Raw genomic sequence first — 17,273 nt, forward strand, 5'->3', positions numbered from 1 at the left:
ATTTTGGTTAAAAACTTTCGTTCAAAGGCATTATAAAGAGGGTTTTTACATAGAATTAATCGCTAATTTTGCATGACTAATTCGAATAAAATTATGAAGACCGACGTGTTTGCATCTCGCCATATTGGCATCCGTGAAGAAGATTTACAAAAAATGTTCTCCGTAGTTGGAGTAAAGAATTTAGATGAACTCATTGACCAAACGATTCCTCATGATATTCGATTAAAGGATAATTTAAATTTACCTCCTGCAATTAGCGAATATGAGTTTTTGGGCCTTCTTGAAAATCTATCCAATCAGAATAAAGTTTTTAAATCTTACATAGGTCTTGGTTATAATGAGAGTATTACACCTTCTGTCATAAAAAGGAATATTTTAGAGAGTCCAGGTTGGTATACCGCATACACCCCTTACCAAGCGGAAATTGCGCAAGGACGTTTGGAAGCCCTTTTAAATTATCAAACCATGGTGTGTGACCTAACGGGAATGCAAGTTGCCAATGCTTCGCTGTTAGATGAGAGCACGGCAGCAGCAGAGGCCATGACCATGTTGTTCGATTTAAGAAGTAGAAGTCAGAAAAAGGATGGGATACTCAAGTTTTTTGTTTCGGATGAAATTCTACCACAAACCTTAAGTCTTTTGAAAACACGTGCTACTCCTTTAAAAATTGAGTTGGTACTAGGTAATCCAGAAAATTTTGAATTTTCGAACGCGTATTTTGGTGCAATTTTACAATACCCCGGTAAGTACGGACAAGTAAACGATTACGCTTCCTTTGTAGAAAGAGCTAAAGAGAATGATATTAAGGTAGCCGTAGCAGCGGATATTTTGAGTCTTACCGTGTTGACGCCTCCTGGTGAATGGGGTGTTGATGTTGTTGTAGGTACCACGCAACGTTTTGGAATTCCATTGGGCTATGGAGGCCCTCACGCCGCTTTTTTCGCTACAAAAGAAAACTACAAGCGAAACATTCCTGGACGTATTATAGGGGTAACCAAAGACACGGATGGGAACAGAGCCTTGAGAATGGCACTACAAACAAGGGAGCAACACATAAAAAGGGATAAAGCAACATCTAATATTTGTACCGCGCAAGTATTACTTGCCGTCATGGCAGGTATGTACGCCGTATATCATGGACCAAAAGGTTTAAGTTATATTGCCAATAAAATTCATGATTATACCAAAATTGTAGCTAAAAAGCTTACCGCTCATGGGTTTGAACAAGTAAACACGTGTTTTTTTGACACGATACAAGTCAAGGCCCAAAATGTAAAATCACTACGTACCATCACGGAATCTAAAAAAATCAATATCAATTATATTGATGAAGAAACCGTTTCCATTTCCATAAACGAGGCTTTTTCCGAAAAAGATGTTCGCCCACTAATTTCATGTTTTTTAGAGTCGCAAGGTATAAATGACGATATTTCACAAGAAGAAGATTTGGATAAGATTATTACTGGTTCACTAGCGCGTAAATCTAGTTTTTTACAACAACCCGTATTCAATAAGTATCATTCGGAAACCGATTTGATGCGTTACATAAAAAAACTGGAGCGTAAGGACTTAGCGTTAAATCATTCTATGATTTCGTTAGGAAGTTGTACAATGAAATTAAATGCAGCCTCTGAAATGTTACCCCTTAGCTGGGCCAATTGGGGTAATATTCACCCCTTTGCACCCTTGGACCAAGCCAAAGGTTATCAGTTGGTTCTAAAGGAGCTAGAAGAGCAATTGAATATTATTACCGGTTTTTCAGCAACTTCATTACAGCCAAATTCAGGGGCTCAAGGAGAATATGCAGGTTTAATGACCATAAGAGCATATCACCATTCTAGAAATGATCATCACCGCGATATTTGTATTATTCCCGCATCGGCACATGGAACAAATCCAGCATCGGCAGTTATGGCGGGCATGAAGGTGGTCGTCACAAAAACGGATGAGCATGGCAATATTGATGTCATAGACTTAGAAGAAAAAGTAAAAGCACATTCCGATAACTTAGCGGCCTTAATGGTCACCTACCCCTCAACCCATGGCGTTTTTGAATCCTCGATAAGATATATCACATCTTTAATACATGACCACGGTGGACAGGTTTATATGGATGGAGCAAATATGAATGCACAAGTGGGTCTAACTAACCCTGCAACGATAGGTGCAGATGTATGTCACTTAAATCTTCACAAAACCTTTGCCATTCCACACGGCGGCGGTGGTCCTGGCGTAGGTCCCATTTGCGTTGCCGAACAACTAAAGCCTTTTTTACCTTCTAACCCAGTTATTAAAACTGGTGGTGAAAATGCTATTACAGCCATTTCGGGAGCACCTTGGGGAAGCGCGTTGGCTTGCCTTATTTCTTATGGATATATAAAAATGTTAGGGGCATCTGGGGTTACGGATGCCACTATATATTCCATACTTAATGCGAATTATATAAAAGAGAGACTTAATGGCGCATATGACGTCCTTTACACGGGTGAAAAAGGAAGGGCCGCGCATGAAATGATTATCGATTGTCGTCCCTTTAAAACGAATGGAATTGAGGTTACCGATATTGCCAAACGATTAATGGACTATGGGTTTCACGCACCAACAGTTTCATTCCCAGTAGCAGGAACCATGATGATAGAACCTACCGAAAGTGAAAGTCTTTCAGAGTTAGACAGGTTTTGTGAGGCCATGCTCTCTATCCGAAAAGAAATTGATAACGCATCGGCCGAGGATAGCAACAATGTGCTGAAAAATGCACCGCACACTTTGACCATGGTCACTTCAGATAGTTGGGAGTTTCCCTACAGCCGTCAATTGGCCGCTTTTCCTTTGGATTATGTTTCTGAAAATAAATTTTGGCCAACTGTTCGTCGCACAGATGAGGCCTTTGGGGATCGGAATTTAATTTGCACCTGCACGCCAATAGAAGCTTATGCGGAAGCATAAAAGTACTCCTAGTACTGTATAATACGGGTCCCCATTCATTCATGGGGACTTTTTTATTTCGCTTCATAAGCTGATTTTATTGCTGAACATCGTAATGTATATTATGCATGCATAATAATTGACCGCAATACACCTATCTTGCTTATTACCAACTAACACTACACCCAATGAGCATAGGTATTACAGGAACTGGAAGCTATATACCATCAGAAATTGTTGAAAACAAAGATTTTGAACAACACGAATTCTTGAATGCCGATGGAAGTGAATTCAAACATAACAACTCCGTCATCATTGAAAAGTTCAAAACCATTACAGGTATTGCCGAGAGACGTTACGCGGGAAAAAACCTAAATACTTCGGATATTGCTTTTCTAGCAGCAGAAAAAGCGATTGACGACGCGGGCATCGATAAAGAAGAAATAGATTATATTATTTTGGCACATAACTTTGGTGATGTAGCTTATGGGCAATCACAAAGCGATATGCTTCCCAGTTTAGCCACACGAGTAAAACATCATTTACGTATAAAAAATCCTAAATGTGTAGCGTATGACATGCTTTTTGGATGTCCCGGTTGGATAGAAAGTGTTATACAGGCAAATGCTTTCATTAAGAGTGGTATTGCCAAAAAATGTTTAGTTATTGGAGCCGAAACACTTTCCAGAATTGTTGACCCCTACGATCGCGATTCTATGATTTATTCAGATGGTGCAGGAGCGGCAATTATCGAAGAAGGTTCCGGTAGCGGTGAAATCTTAGCACATGCCACAGCAACCTACACCTATGAGGAGGCCTACTTCCTTTTCTACGGAAAGTCCTATCATCCTACAGCAGAAGATACCAAGTACATAAAAATGTACGGTAGAAAAATCTATGAATTTGCCGTAACCTATGTCCCTAGTGCAATGGCATCATGCTTAACAGAGAGTGATGTGCCTATTGATGATGTTAAAAAGGTTATTATTCATCAGGCAAACGAAAAAATGGATGAAGCTATTGTCAAAAGATTCTATGCTCTCTACGACAAGGAAATGCCCAATGGTATAATGCCCATGATTATTGAGAAATTGGGGAATAGCTCCGTAGCAACTGTTCCAACGCTTTTGGATTTAATACGAAAAGGAAAAATTAAAAATCAAGAATTAAAAGTGGGAGATGTTGTTATCTTTGCTAGCGTTGGCGCAGGAATGAACGTCAATGCAATTGTTTACCGAATGTAATATGTACGAAAAGACCTTTCCTAACAAACGGTTCAAAAAAACACTTGAATTTTTACAGAAACATGTTAGTACAGCAGAAAAAATAGTAGATCTAGGTGTACCCAATCCTTTATCTAAAATAATGATAGAACAGGGTTATGACGTTACTAATACCCTAGGAGAGGATTTGGATAATGACTTTTCCTCCGTACAAAATTCCAATGCACAAGTAGTAACCGCCTTTGAGATTTTTGAACACCTACTCGCTCCTCTAAATATATTATCGGAAATTAAATCGGATAAACTCATAGCGAGTATTCCATTACGTCTATGGTTCTCCAAAGCCTACAAGAGCAAAACAGATCCGTGGGATCGTCACTATCATGAGTTTGAGGACTGGCAGTTTAATTGGCTCTTGGAAAAAGCGGGATGGGAAATTCAAGATTCCCTTAAATGGACGCATCCTGTAAAGAAAATTGGGATTAGACCTATTTTAAGGATGTTTACACCAAGATATTATATTGTGTATGCTACAAGGAGCGTAAGTGAATAACACCCTACATTTAAAATGAATTACTATGTTATCATGCCGGCACATAATGAAGAAGCCTTTATAAGGCTGACACTGGACTCCTTGCTTCGTCAAACCTTGAAACCTAAGAAAATAATTGTTGTAAATGACAACTCTACCGACTCTACAGCGAAGATAATTGACGAATTCATTAACAAGACAAGGACAATAATAAAAATAAACACTCATTCCTCTTCGGAGCATTTACCTGGCAGCAAGGTCATTAATGCATTTAACAAAGGTCTGAGTTTAATTGATGATGATTTCGATTTTATAGTAAAGCTTGATGCAGATTTAATACTCCCTGAGAACTATTTTGAAAGAATTGCCTATATCTTTAAAGGTAGACCAGATGTTGGCATCGCAGGTGGTTTTATATACGAAGAGGATGCTAGTGGCTTGTGGACCTTGAACCATACCATGGACACAGACCATGTAAGAGGAGCTTTTAAAGCATACTCCAAAAGCTGTTTTAAAGCCATAGGCGGACTTAAAGCCAAAATGGGCTGGGATACTATAGATGAGTTGTTAGCGCAATATCATGGCTATGTAATTACCACCGATGAGACACTAAAAGTAAAACACCTAAGATCAACAGGAAAAGCTTATAACCCTAATGCAAGATATCTTCAGGGTAATGCAATGTATACGATGCGTTATGGTTTTTTCATAACACTTATAGCCTCCTTAAAAATGGCCTTAAAACAACGAAAAAAAGCTGTTTTCTTTGATAACATGTACGGATATTTTGAAGCCAAAAAAGAAAAAGTCCCCTTTATGGTATCTCTAAAAGAAGGAAGGTTTATAAGGAAACTGCGTTGGAAGAAAATTAAAAGTAAATTGCTACCGTAAACTACCTGTGGATAAGCTTGTAAGCCATTCGTAGGAAATATACTTAAAATTTAGAGGCAAGCTTTGGGATATTATACCCTTTGGGGGGTACCAATAAAAAAAACCATTCTATTAAAGAATGGTTTTTTTATTCGTTTGAAATGACTTTTTTACTAGAATCCTAATGCCGTCTTCACGTCTGCCAAAAGGTCTTTTCCTTTCGCTACTATTAGTCCTCCACCAGCTTGGGCATCAATTACATAATCATAACCTTGTGCTGCGGCTACTTTTTCAATAGCAGCTTTTGCCTTTTCGGAAATAGGAGCAAAAAGTTCTGCTTGTTTCTTTTGAAATTCTTGCTGAGCCGCCTGCTGAGCCTCTCCAATACTTTTCTCGTATCCTTGAAGTTCTACTGCTCTCTTATCGTTCTCTTCTTTTGATTTTGAAGCTGCTTCATTTTGGTACTGCGTAAACTTGTTACGTAGTTCTGTCATTGAAGCTTGTATATCCGCATTATAAGTTTCCTGTAATTTCTTAAGTTCTGCCTCGGCAGCTTTCATTTCTGGCATCGCTGCCAATAGTTGTGTTACATCAATATGTGCAACTTTACTCTGTGCATTTACAAAACTGGTCGCCGCCACAAACAACATTAAGGCTACAGCTATTTTCTTTACTTGTTTCATGAGTTAAAATTTAATTTCTATTTGAGTGTTAATTAATGGTTCTTAAAATCTATTGTTCGGAACTATTTTCTTTTTCGTCAGTATCTTTCTTACGTTCCTCTTGTTTTTCTTTTTTCTTCGCTTCTCTTTCTTCTAATAGTTTTTTTCTTCGCTCTTCATAGGCCTTCTTCCGTTCCTCTCGCAACTTTAATTGTTCGGCCCGTTTTTCTTCGGCTGTTTTGGCCCTAGCCTCACTAGCTTCCTTCGCCTTACTCTTTCTTTCTTTTACCGCCTCACTTTCCACAGCCTCAACATCATCATCTTCAAAATCATCTAAGCGGCTTTTTTTATTTGCTTTCTTTGCCGGTTTGCTAATTTTTCTAGTCCTAGCTATTTGGCGCAATACCAACTCACTGATATCGTGTCTTTTTTCGGAGTACAACATTACGACATCCGCTGATTTATCAAAAATAAAATCATATTTTTTATTCGTACCTATTTTCTGCACCTCATTAAAAACCTGATCTTGTATAGGCTGTATTAATCTCCGTTTCTGCAAGACCAAATCTCCTTGCGGTCCAAATCGATTCTGTTGATATTCCAGCATCTCTTTTTCTAGGATTTGAATGTCTTCCTCTCGCTCCGAGATAAGTTCTGCTGTCAACAATACCTTTTCCGCCATTAAATCTTTCTTCATTTGTTCCACGACACTTCGCTTCTGCTCAATCTCAACTTTCCATTTCTGAACTTTAGTATCTAATTGCTCACTTGCATCCCTATACTCTTCAACATTTTCTAAAATATACTCCATGTCTACATAAGCCATCCGAACTCCGCGCTGCGAAAAGGAATTCACACTTATTATTACTACACTAAGAAATAAAAGAACTTTTGTTTTTGACTTCATTTTTGATATCGTTTAATCCAATAGAAAATATCGTGCCAAAATTACTAAAACTTTTAAAATGAAAGGATTAGCATATGGAACAATTGTAAAATTTCAAGTTTAAATTAAAACTGTTGACCAATAATGAAGTGTGTTTGCCATCCGCTTGGACCTTGGCCCGCAGATTGAGGTCTCAGGTCTTCGTCGAACCCATAACCAAAATCTATTCCCAATAATCCAAATGCTGGCATAAATATGCGAACCCCCACACCGGCCGATCGTTTTAATTGAAACGGATTAAATTGCTGAAAATTGCTGAAAGAGTTACCGCCTTCTAAAAAAGCCAACCCATAAATAGATGCAGAAGGCTTTAAGGTCAATGGATACCTGAGTTCTAACGAGAATTTATTGTACACTATTCCTCCGTCTTGCTGACCTGTCAAAGGGTCTATTGGAGTTAATGATTGATTGTCGTATCCCCTTAGTTGTACAACATCACGTCCGTCCAAGGTAAAGTTACCCAAACCGTCACCACCAACAAAGAAACGCTCAAAAGGAACATCCCCTATATCACTATTATAGTTACCTAAAAATCCGAATTCCGCATTGGTTCGCAATACCAATTTATCTACCAAAGTAGTGTACCAATCTCCTTTAAACTTAATTTTATAATATTCTAAGAGACGAAATCTTTCTTGATCTACTGCCTCCAGTTCATTAATTTCAGGAGTATCCGAAAGACCTTGTGCCCTTTGTGCACTAACTGTGGGCTGTAATTCCTCGCTGCGGTCCTTAAGACCACCAAAGTCTTTATTACTAAACAACGAATACGGCGGAGTGAACTTTGCGGTAATCTCAAAATTAGACCCTCCCCTAGGAAATATACGTCCACCCAATGTAGCGTTTCTAGATATACCCAAAGTGTAGGCTAAAGAGTTAGCCTTACCATTACCAAAATTAAACAGCCCTATATTGTAGTTCCTAAAATCATATAGTTGGTATCCTATAGAATGGGAAATCGTAAAGAAGTCATCTGGCCATTGTACTCTCTTTGCCAAACCTGCAGTAACACCGGTAATAGAAAACTGTTGGTCTTTATTTACCTGAATCCCGTTTCTACCTCCAAAAGAAGCAGCAAACTGTTGCGTACGTGATAGGCTCAGATTAAAACGCACTGGTTTTTTACCACCAAGCCAAGGTTCCGAAAAATTAAGACTGTACACCCTAAAGGTTCTACTCGCTTGCAGACGCAAAGCAAATGTTTGCCCATCTCCCATGGGAACTGGTTTATAAGCTTCTCCCTTAAATAAGTTCTGTATAGAAAAGTTACTAAAAGATAGCCCCAACGTACCTATAAAACCACCGCCACCATAACCACCCTGTAGTTCTATTTGGCTAGATCCAGATTCTACCAAGTTCCAAGACAAATCCACCGTACCTTCGTTTGGATTGGCATTTAAAACGTCTGGCGTTATCTGCTCTGCATCAAAGAAGCCCAACTGCCCTAATTCTCTTATACTACGGATAATGTCCGATTTATTATACTTTTGACCAGGTCTTGTCCTTAACTCACGAAAAATAACGTGATCGTTGGTCTTGTCGTTTCCATTAACGGTAACATGATCCAAAAAGGTTTCCTTGCCTTCTATAATTCTAATTTCAAAATTGATGGTATCATTTGCCGCTGAGACCTCGACAGGATTTATTGTAGAAAATAAATATCCATTATTTTGATACAGACTGGTAACATCACTAGGATCAGGTTTTGAATTATCAGCAATACGCTCTCTTAACAGCACCCCATTATAAGTAGCTCCCTTCTTTATACCTAACACTTGTGAAAGTTGACGATCCGTGTAAACCGTGTTACCTACAAAATCGATATCTCCAAAATAATATTTATTACCCTCCTCTACCTTAATGTTCAACTGTATATTATTCTCATCCAGCTTCACTAAAGTATCGGATATAACGCGTGCATCCCTAAAACCGTTTTCAGCGTATTTATCTATCAACAAGGCTAAATCTTCCTCATAGTCCTTTTTGATAAATTTTGATTTCTTCCAAAACCTGCCTAATCGTTTTTTCTTGGTACTTTTTAACGCCTTACGTAATTTTTTGTCAGATAATTCTTCATTTCCTTCGAAGACAATATCCTTGATTTTTACTTTATCCCCTTTTTTGATATTCACCACCATACTTCTAGCATTAGTTGCAGAAGTGTCTTTAGCAGTGGCAATATTAACCTTTGTATTTAGGTAACCTTGTTTCTTGTACTTATTAGCAAGGTAGTTTTTGGTATTGGAAATAAGACTTTCCGTAATCTTTTTTCCTTTCTTAAGGTCGGTATCCTTGACGAGTTCTTCTATCTTCCTATTTTTGACTCCGTAAAAAGTAACGTCCGTTAGCGTAGGTCTTTCAATGATATTAAGCTCTAAAAAAATATCATTACCCTTAATATCGGTAATGTAAACATCTATGCCACTAAACAGTTCCAGCCCCCATAACTTATTTATTACACCGCTTATCTGTTCTCCCGGAATGGTAATGGGCTGCCCAACACGAAGGCCTGTATAGGTTTTAACCGTCTGTTCATTGTAACTTACCAAACCAGTTACCTCGAGGCCTCCAAGTATATATTTTTTACCGTCTTCATAAGACAGGTCCTGTGAGAAGGCATTAATTGAAATAAATAAAAGAAGAGTGGTAATTAAGTGGTTCAAGGATATGAACCTGGTCATATCTTTAAATGAGTTGTTCGCTAGTTTTTCCAAATCGTCGTTCTCTGTTCTGGTAATTCTTTATAGCCTTCACCAAATGCTGGTCGCTAAAATCGGGCCAAAATACGTCAATAAAATATAATTCCGCGTATGCTATCTGCCATAATAAAAAATTGCTGATCCGATGTTCTCCACTAGTACGGATAAGCAAGTCTACGTCTGGCAAATTATGCGTGTAAAGATGGTTATTTATAATGGTTTCATCAATATTTTCAGCTGAAATTATATTATTTTTAACTTTGACCGCAATTGCCCTTACAGCGGATTGCAACTCCTCTCGGGAGCCATAACTTAAGGCTAATGTCAGGGTCATCCCTGTATTATCCTTTGTTTTGTCCATTACCTCTAACAGCTCTTTATAAGCTTTTTCTGGCAATGCCGAAATGTTACCTATAGTATTTAGACGAACGTTGTTTTTGTTAAAAGTTTTAAGTTCTTTTTTTAGTGAAGAGACCAAAAGACGCATTAAAGTCTGTATTTCTAGTTTGGGTCTGTTCCAATTCTCCGTGGAAAATGTATATAAGGTGAGGTATTCAATACCAATCTGGACACAATTCTCAACGGTAGACCTAACGGTTTTAACACCATGTTCATGGCCAAAAACGCGCAGCTTACCTTTTTGTTTGGCCCATCTGCCGTTACCGTCCATTATTATGGCCAGATGTTTTGGCAGGTTATGACTTACTAAATCTTCTATTTTATCCATTTGCTTTGCTACTCAAAACAATCGGTACAAAGCTTTCTTCCAAAAGTATAGGTTAAGGTAACCCCAGAAAACACGTACCAATCATCACTAAAAATATTCCCAAAACGGAACTGTTCAAAATTGGAACCTACAGGATTACTCCCATCTAAATTGTCGGTAAACGTATAACGGGCACCAATTTCTGCCCCAAAAATAAGAAACTGATTGATACGATACTTAAAACCTGCTGTCATGGGTATTGCAAATGAACCATCTCTTTGTGAAGTTTCTTGCAAGACTCCACCATTGAAATATTCAAAATCGTACCTGAAATAAGTTATACCAGTATAAAGATATGGCGTAAATGCCGGACCTAATTTATGAAGGTTATATTCAACAAAATTAAACTCTAACCCTAAAGACCCTTCTAATATGGAGTTATCCACAACATAAGCTCTTTGCTGTCTTGCGGAAGAGCTAGATTTGGTATCGTCTGCGGTGAACTTACCATACATAAGACTACCCCGCCATGCGTATCGCTTACTTTTATTCCATTTAAAAATACCTCCGAAAGCAATATCCGATGGTAAAATATAATTTGTACGGCCCACATCACTTATGGTATTAGCACCACCAGCAAAGATACCCACCTCATAGGTTTGACCCTTCAAACTTATGGAGATGAATAAAAGCACTAAAAAACCAATTCGCCACATACGCTTATATTATCAATAAATAGACACATCCTTATAAGTTAATAAGTAACGGAGCCTTGTCTATGTTCTCAGAAGATAAACAGCATTTGAGGGTATTTATTGTTTAATTTAAGGTTCAATTTCTTTTATCCTCACCCCACAAAAGCTTATTTCTAAGGGTTTTTAAAAAGCTCTCTGAAGTATATTCAATCATCTTAATTGAAAAATCGGCTTTTTTTATCGTAATCTCCTGACCATTTTCAAGAGATGCAATTCTAGAATCCAGAGAAACCAAGTGGTTCTCTTCCCTACCCGAAACCTTAAGTCGTATACTGGTCTCATCGGAAATTACCAAGGGTCTTGCGTTAAGATTATGAGGGGCAATGGGCGTTAATACTAGCGATTTCGCGGTGGGTACAATTACTGGCCCTCCGCAACTCAATGAATATCCTGTTGACCCTGTCGGGGTAGCAATGATAAGACCATCTGCCCAGTAGGATGTAAGATATTCATCGTTCAAATAAGTTTCTACCGTAATCATGGAAGTGGTATCCTTTCTACTTACCGTAATCTCGTTGAGTGCAAAATTAAGGTCACCAAATTCTGCATCTAGTTGTTCCGTGTTCAACTGAACAAGACTTCGCTCTACGATGGTATAGGCCCCTGCGACAAATTCGCGAACCACTTTCCTTACATCTTCCTTTTTAAAAGTGGATAGAAATCCTAAACGACCGGTGTTGACCCCAACTATAGGAATACCCATATCCTTGACAAAAGTAGTCGCCCTTAAAATAGTACCGTCTCCACCAAAACTCACGAACATATCAAAAGAATCATCTAAACCAGATGATTCCGTAAATATCGAAAAATTCTTAGTGTTCCCTTTTGAAAGATAATGATTATAGAACTCCTTTTCTATAACAACTTCAGCAGATTCTTTTTGCAGTTCATCTAAAAGTTCTAATAAAAAATCGATGACTTGCTCATGATATGTTTGACCGTAAATGGCAACCTTCATGCTAAACGTTTAAAAATTTATCCAAATAATCCGAACGTTGTTTCAAGTCTTCTAAAAATTGATCATCACTGTTCCCAAAAATAATATTGTAGTTATACCGTCTAAAAGTCTGCACCACTTCGTTAAAATTGGTTGTACTTATCTTAATGGTTATCTGAACAACATCATTTTGTATATCTGTTATTAAACCTCCGATGAACTTCGCATTATTACTTTCAACTATTTGCGCTATTTCACTAAACGAATAGTCTTTTAATCCTTTGGCAACAACCAGGATGTTCCCAGGATCCGTAAAAAACGGAGTGTCAATAAAAACAGAAACGATATCGGTTAAATCATAATATCCTATGACCTCTTCGTTCTCACCTAAAACGGGTAACAAATTTGCTTCGTTTCTTGCGAAAGCTTCAAGAACATCGAGCCAATTGGTATTCTTCCTAACAAAAAAAGTCTCCAAATCGTATCTGTAAGATTCAATCTTTGCGGTAGCATCGATTATCTCAACATCATTCTCCGAAAAAACACCCAAGAATCTATTTTTCTCCGTAATAGCGATATGCGAGTAGGTATTCTCCTTAAAAAACTGCAAAACCTTTTCAAAGGAATCATCAATCTTAAATTCAGGTATATTCTTTAATATGTGGCTTTGAATCTGCATGAGCTAAATTATAACGCAAAATAGTAATTAATAATATCAAAAGGCATGCCTAATTCGTATTTTTGGAACGTTTTTAAAACTATAATAGCCGTATGACCAAGCTTAGTGTAAACGTAAATAAAATTGCAACGCTCCGAAATGCCCGAGGCGGTAATGTCCCCAATCTTTTAAAAGTAGCAACGGACATAGAGCGTTTTGGCGCTCAAGGGATTACTATTCATCCTCGTCCGGACGAACGCCACATTCGCTACCAAGATGCCAGAGACCTGAAAAATATCGTAACCACGGAGTATAATATTGAAGGTAATCCCAATCCAAAATTCATAGACCTGGTCTTAGAAATAAAACCCACACAAGTTACCTTAGTACCAGATGCCGTAGACGCTATCACTTCCAATGCAGGATGGGACACCATCAAGAACAAAGGCTTTTTAAAAGAAGTTATCAAAACCTTTAAGAGTGCCGGAATCAGGACATCTATTTTTGTAGACCCCGACAGCAAAATGGTAAAAGGTGCAAAAAACATAGAAGCGGACCGCATTGAACTTTATACCGAAAATTATGCGTACAAGTACACGGCCAATAAAGAAAAAGCGATACAACCCTTCATAAAGGCGGCACTGACCGCCAACGAAATTGGTATCGGTATAAATGCTGGTCATGACCTTAGTCTAGAAAACATCCTTTACTTTAAACAACATATCCCCAACCTACTAGAAGTATCTATAGGACATGCTCTAATATGCGAATCCATTTACTTGGGCTTGGACAATGTGGTGAATATGTATCTGAATAAATTGAAATGAAAGAAATCTTACATTCAAAAATAATAGGATCCGGAAAACCATTATGTATACTTCATGGCTTTCTTGGAATGTCCGATAATTGGAAAACGCTTGGAGCGGCGTATGCCGATAGTGGTATGGAAGTGCATTTAATAGACCAACGCAATCATGGTAAAAGTTTTCATTCAGCGAATTTTAATTATGACTTTCTAGCTAAAGACCTGTTTCATTATTTAGAATCCAAGAACATTGACAAAACCATGTTAATCGGACATTCTATGGGAGGCAAGACCGCCATGCAATTTGCTTGTGATTTTCCTAATAAAACAGAGAAATTAATAGTGGCGGATATTGCACCTAAATTTTATCCCCCCCACCATCATGAAATTATAGATGGTCTCAATAAAATTGATGTATCCGCACTAACATCACGGAAGGAGGCCGATGATGAACTTCAGAAACACATAGCAAATTTTGGAGTACGCCAATTTCTCTTAAAAAACTTGTACTGGAACGATGAAAAAAAACTCTCTTTTAGATTTAACCTTCCCGTGTTGAGCCTTAAAATGGAAGAGGTTGGTGATAATATTAATAGCACGGACAGCTATGCGGGACCCACGTTGTTCCTAAAAGGAAGTAAATCTGAATACGTGACCGATGGTGACATGACCCAAATAAAATCGCATTTTCCTTTGGCGGCAATGGAAACCATATCTAATGCCGGGCATTGGTTGCACGCAGAAAATCCTAAAGAATTTTTATCAAAATCTCTAAATTTCCTAAAACATTAGTTGTTCCATACGATAGATAATACCTTGGTTTTGTGTTCACGGAAAAATAAAAGCAATCAAAAAATGATTACATTTAAGAGTGACTTATGAGCAAGGACTAATGCTCATTGTGGTAAAAATTGCCTTTAAACCTATAAACAAGAAACCAATGAAACTTATTTTACGAATTTTATTAAGTGCGTTAGCGGTAATCCTTTTAGCGAATATTCTTCCCAATGTCTCAGTAGACTCCTATGTTACCGCTATCATAGTCGCGGTAATACTAAGCTTGCTTAATTTTTTGGTAAAACCGATTTTAGTTATTCTTACATTACCCGTAACGATCATTACATTTGGCCTTTTTCTATTAATTATTAATGCAATAATCATTCTATTGGCCGATGCCTTAGTAGCTGGTTTTAGCGTTGAAAGTATATGGTGGGCCTTACTTTTTAGTCTTTTACTTTCATTTTTACAATCCATATTATATTCACTCCTTAAGGAAGACAAATAAAGAAGCACTTAGCTTTTGAAATTCAACGCCTTAAAAACTTGTTGAACAGGGCAAATTATAGTAATTTTGCATCCCGTTTTATATAAGTACAATAAGAAAATTAAGGAATGAATATTACAAAAGAACAGATAGACGATTTAAACGCTGTTGTTAAAGTTGCTATTACAAAGGAAGACTATCAGGATAAAGTAGATACCATCCTTAAAGACTATAAAAAACAAGCTAATATTCCAGGCTTTAGAAAAGGACAGGTTCCCATGGGACTTATCAAAAAGCAATATGGAAAAGCTGTTTTAGTTGACGAAGTGAACAAATTACTTCAAGACAATTTAAACAAATACCTTACAGAAGAAAAACTAGATGTACTAGGCAATCCGTTGCCAAAACAACAAGATAGTTTTGACTGGGACCAAGAAGAACTCGATTTTGAGTTTGAGTTAGGTTTAGCGCCTAGTTTTGAAGTTCCCTTAAAAACTAAAAAGGCAATTACGCACTACAAGATAGTTGCAGACAAAAAAATGGTTACGGAGCAAGTAGAACGTATTCAAAAACAATACGGGAAATTAGTAAGCAAAGATGTTGTAGAAAAAACAAATGAAGTATCTGGTAAGTTCTTTAACGAAGCGGAAGAAATAGACAACCAAACACTTCTAGAACTAGACAAACTTAAAAGCAAAAAGGCCATTGATAGTCTGGTAGGCAAAAAAGTAGGAGATACGGTTACCTTAAAAACAAAAGGATTGGTGAAAGAAGACCACCTGCTTGGTAGTATTCTTGGCATTTCTAAGGAAAAATCAGAAAAACTAAATATTGAAGTTTCCTTTACGATAACTGAGATTAACGAAAGAGAACCTGCCGAACTAAATCAAGAGCTTTTTGATAAGTTATTCGGAAAGGATGCCGTTACATCAGAGAAAGAGCTTAGACAACGAATTATAGATGATTCTGAGAAGCAGTTTGAACAACAGGCTGATCAGAAATTACTTAACGATGTAACAGAATATTTTATTGAGAATACCAAGTTTGATTTACCTTCTGGGTTTTTAACCAAGTGGATTCAGGTTACCGGCGAGAAGGAATTATCGGAAGAAGAAGCTACGGAAGAATACCAAAAATCTGAAAAAGGCTTACGCTACCAACTAATTGAAGGTAAAGTTATAAATGAGAACAACCTTCAAGTACAGTTTGATGAACTTAAGGAATTTGCCAAAGGTTTTATAAAATCGCAAATGGCACAATTTGGACAGTTAGACCCCCAAGAGGAAGAATTGGATAACATAGCCGCAAGAGTCTTAGGCAACCAAGATGAAGTAAAACGCTTATCCGAACAATTGATGAGTCAAAAACTTCTTAATCTTTATAAAGAAAAAGCTAACTTAAAGACAAAGGAAGTAACTTATGAAAACTTCATCAAAGAAGTTAACGGGTAGTATTCATACAATAAATTAAGTATCTTTACGGTGCCGGAAATAACTTTTTCGGCACCTTTTTTTACCATTAAAATCGATTAAAAATTTATGGATTACGGAAAAGAATTTAAGAATTACGCCATAAAACATCAAGGTATCAGTAGCACATACTACGACAATATCATGAGTAGCATGTACCCTACTAACATGACGCCGAATATCATTGAGGAAAGACAAATGAACGTTATTGCGATGGATGTTTATTCCAGGCTAATGATGGACCGTATTATATTTTTAGGCACCGGTATCAATGACCAAGTTGCCAATATTGTACAGGCACAATTATTGTTCTTAGCAAGTGTAGATGCTTCAAAAGATATTCAGATATATATCAATTCTCCAGGAGGAAGTGTGTATGCGGGTCTTGGTATTTACGATACCATGCAATTTATAAATCCTGATGTGGCCACTATATGTACTGGTATGGCAGCATCAATGGGTGCGGTTTTACTTTGCGCTGGTGAAAAAGGAAAGCGCAGTGGCTTAGAACATTCTAGAGTAATGATTCACCAACCAATGGGCGGTGCTCAAGGACAGGCCAGTGATATAGAAATTACGGCAAAGGAAATATTAAAACTCAAAGACGAGCTTTATCAAATTATAGCCAAGCACTCTGGACAAAAAGTGGAGAAAGTACATGACGATAGTGATAGGGATTACTGGATGAAGGCCGATGTTGCGCTGGAATATGGCATGATTGATGAAATTTTGGTTAGGGACAAGAAATAATTTCGACCAACTACCAAAATTAATTTAGTTTTTTGAACCAAAATCAAAATACTCTCGTTATAGTTTAGGTTA

General features: G+C 37.5%; 16 protein-coding genes. 9 read left to right on the forward strand and 7 right to left on the reverse strand.

All coding sequences use genetic code 11. The annotated features are described in order from the left end of the window. Positions 1–93 precede the first annotated feature (93 nt). The 4 genes from gcvP (at position 94) to SJY09_RS09795 (ending at position 5,571) form a co-directional block, all read left to right on the forward strand. A complete protein-coding gene (gene gcvP, locus SJY09_RS09780) occupies positions 94–2,946 on the forward strand; it encodes an aminomethyl-transferring glycine dehydrogenase (RefSeq protein WP_396635536.1) in 2,853 nt (950 codons plus the stop codon). Positions 2,947–3,113: 167 nt separating this feature from the next. Beyond that, a complete protein-coding gene (locus SJY09_RS09785; RefSeq protein ID WP_396635537.1) occupies positions 3,114–4,169 on the forward strand; it encodes a 3-oxoacyl-ACP synthase III family protein in 1,056 nt (351 codons plus the stop codon). A gap of 1 nt (position 4,170) precedes the next feature. Continuing rightward, positions 4,171–4,701: a methyltransferase gene (locus tag SJY09_RS09790; RefSeq protein WP_396635538.1), complete on the forward strand. Its 531-nt coding sequence runs from the start codon at positions 4,171–4,173 to the stop codon at positions 4,699–4,701. 15 nt (positions 4,702–4,716) lie between these two features. Then, positions 4,717–5,571, forward strand: coding sequence for a glycosyltransferase family 2 protein (locus SJY09_RS09795; protein ID WP_396635539.1), 855 nt, complete (start codon positions 4,717–4,719; stop codon positions 5,569–5,571). A gap of 152 nt (positions 5,572–5,723) precedes the next feature. On the opposite strand, the gene SJY09_RS09800 is transcribed toward SJY09_RS09795, so the two are convergent. From SJY09_RS09800 to SJY09_RS09830, 7 genes are all read right to left on the reverse strand, one after another. After that, entirely contained in the window at positions 5,724–6,233 is a 510-nt protein-coding gene (locus SJY09_RS09800) for an OmpH family outer membrane protein (RefSeq protein ID WP_396635540.1), read from the reverse strand. Between the two features lie 49 nt (positions 6,234–6,282). After that, positions 6,283–7,119 (reverse strand): OmpH family outer membrane protein, encoded by an 837-nt coding sequence (locus SJY09_RS09805; protein ID WP_396635541.1) that lies wholly within the window; start codon positions 7,117–7,119, stop codon positions 6,283–6,285. A 104-nt stretch (positions 7,120–7,223) separates the two neighbouring features. Further along, positions 7,224–9,839 carry an outer membrane protein assembly factor gene (locus SJY09_RS09810; protein ID WP_396635542.1) on the reverse strand — a complete coding sequence of 872 codons (2,616 nt, stop codon included), beginning with the start codon at positions 9,837–9,839 and terminating at the stop codon, positions 7,224–7,226. A gap of 4 nt (positions 9,840–9,843) precedes the next feature. After that, a complete protein-coding gene (locus SJY09_RS09815; RefSeq protein WP_396635543.1) occupies positions 9,844–10,584 on the reverse strand; it encodes an isoprenyl transferase in 741 nt (246 codons plus the stop codon). Positions 10,585–10,592: 8 nt separating this feature from the next. Continuing rightward, the gene (locus tag SJY09_RS09820) at positions 10,593–11,279 is read right to left on the reverse strand and encodes a DUF6089 family protein (protein ID WP_396635544.1); all 687 of its coding nucleotides are present in this window, start codon (positions 11,277–11,279) and stop codon (positions 10,593–10,595) included. 115 nt (positions 11,280–11,394) lie between these two features. Then, the gene (locus SJY09_RS09825) at positions 11,395–12,276 is read right to left on the reverse strand and encodes an NAD kinase (protein WP_396635545.1); all 882 of its coding nucleotides are present in this window, start codon (positions 12,274–12,276) and stop codon (positions 11,395–11,397) included. A gap of 1 nt (position 12,277) precedes the next feature. Beyond that, the gene (locus SJY09_RS09830; RefSeq protein ID WP_396635546.1) at positions 12,278–12,934 is read right to left on the reverse strand and encodes a CBS domain-containing protein; all 657 of its coding nucleotides are present in this window, start codon (positions 12,932–12,934) and stop codon (positions 12,278–12,280) included. A gap of 92 nt (positions 12,935–13,026) precedes the next feature. Between SJY09_RS09830 and SJY09_RS09835 the strand changes: the two genes are divergently transcribed. The 5 genes from SJY09_RS09835 (at position 13,027) to clpP (ending at position 17,201) form a co-directional block, all read left to right on the forward strand. Beyond that, positions 13,027–13,740 carry a pyridoxine 5'-phosphate synthase gene (locus tag SJY09_RS09835; protein WP_396635547.1) on the forward strand — a complete coding sequence of 238 codons (714 nt, stop codon included), beginning with the start codon at positions 13,027–13,029 and terminating at the stop codon, positions 13,738–13,740. Beyond that, positions 13,737–14,510: an alpha/beta fold hydrolase gene (locus SJY09_RS09840; protein WP_396635548.1), complete on the forward strand. Its 774-nt coding sequence runs from the start codon at positions 13,737–13,739 to the stop codon at positions 14,508–14,510. Before SJY09_RS09835 ends, SJY09_RS09840 begins: the two co-directional genes overlap by 4 nt. Positions 14,511–14,658: 148 nt before the next feature. After that, positions 14,659–15,003, forward strand: a complete 345-nt coding sequence (locus tag SJY09_RS09845; protein ID WP_396635549.1) for a phage holin family protein — start codon at positions 14,659–14,661, stop codon at positions 15,001–15,003. 107 nt (positions 15,004–15,110) lie between these two features. Then, on the forward strand, positions 15,111–16,433 hold the full coding sequence (tig, locus tag SJY09_RS09850) for a trigger factor (RefSeq protein ID WP_396635550.1): 1,323 nt from the start codon (positions 15,111–15,113) through the stop codon (positions 16,431–16,433). A gap of 87 nt (positions 16,434–16,520) precedes the next feature. Continuing rightward, positions 16,521–17,201: an ATP-dependent Clp endopeptidase proteolytic subunit ClpP gene (gene clpP / locus SJY09_RS09855; RefSeq protein ID WP_396635551.1), complete on the forward strand. Its 681-nt coding sequence runs from the start codon at positions 16,521–16,523 to the stop codon at positions 17,199–17,201. The last annotated feature ends 72 nt before the right edge of the window (positions 17,202–17,273 follow it).

The sequence above is a fragment of the Maribacter sp. R77961 genome (assembly GCF_044594925.1).
GTDB lineage: Bacteria > Bacteroidota > Bacteroidia > Flavobacteriales > Flavobacteriaceae > Maribacter.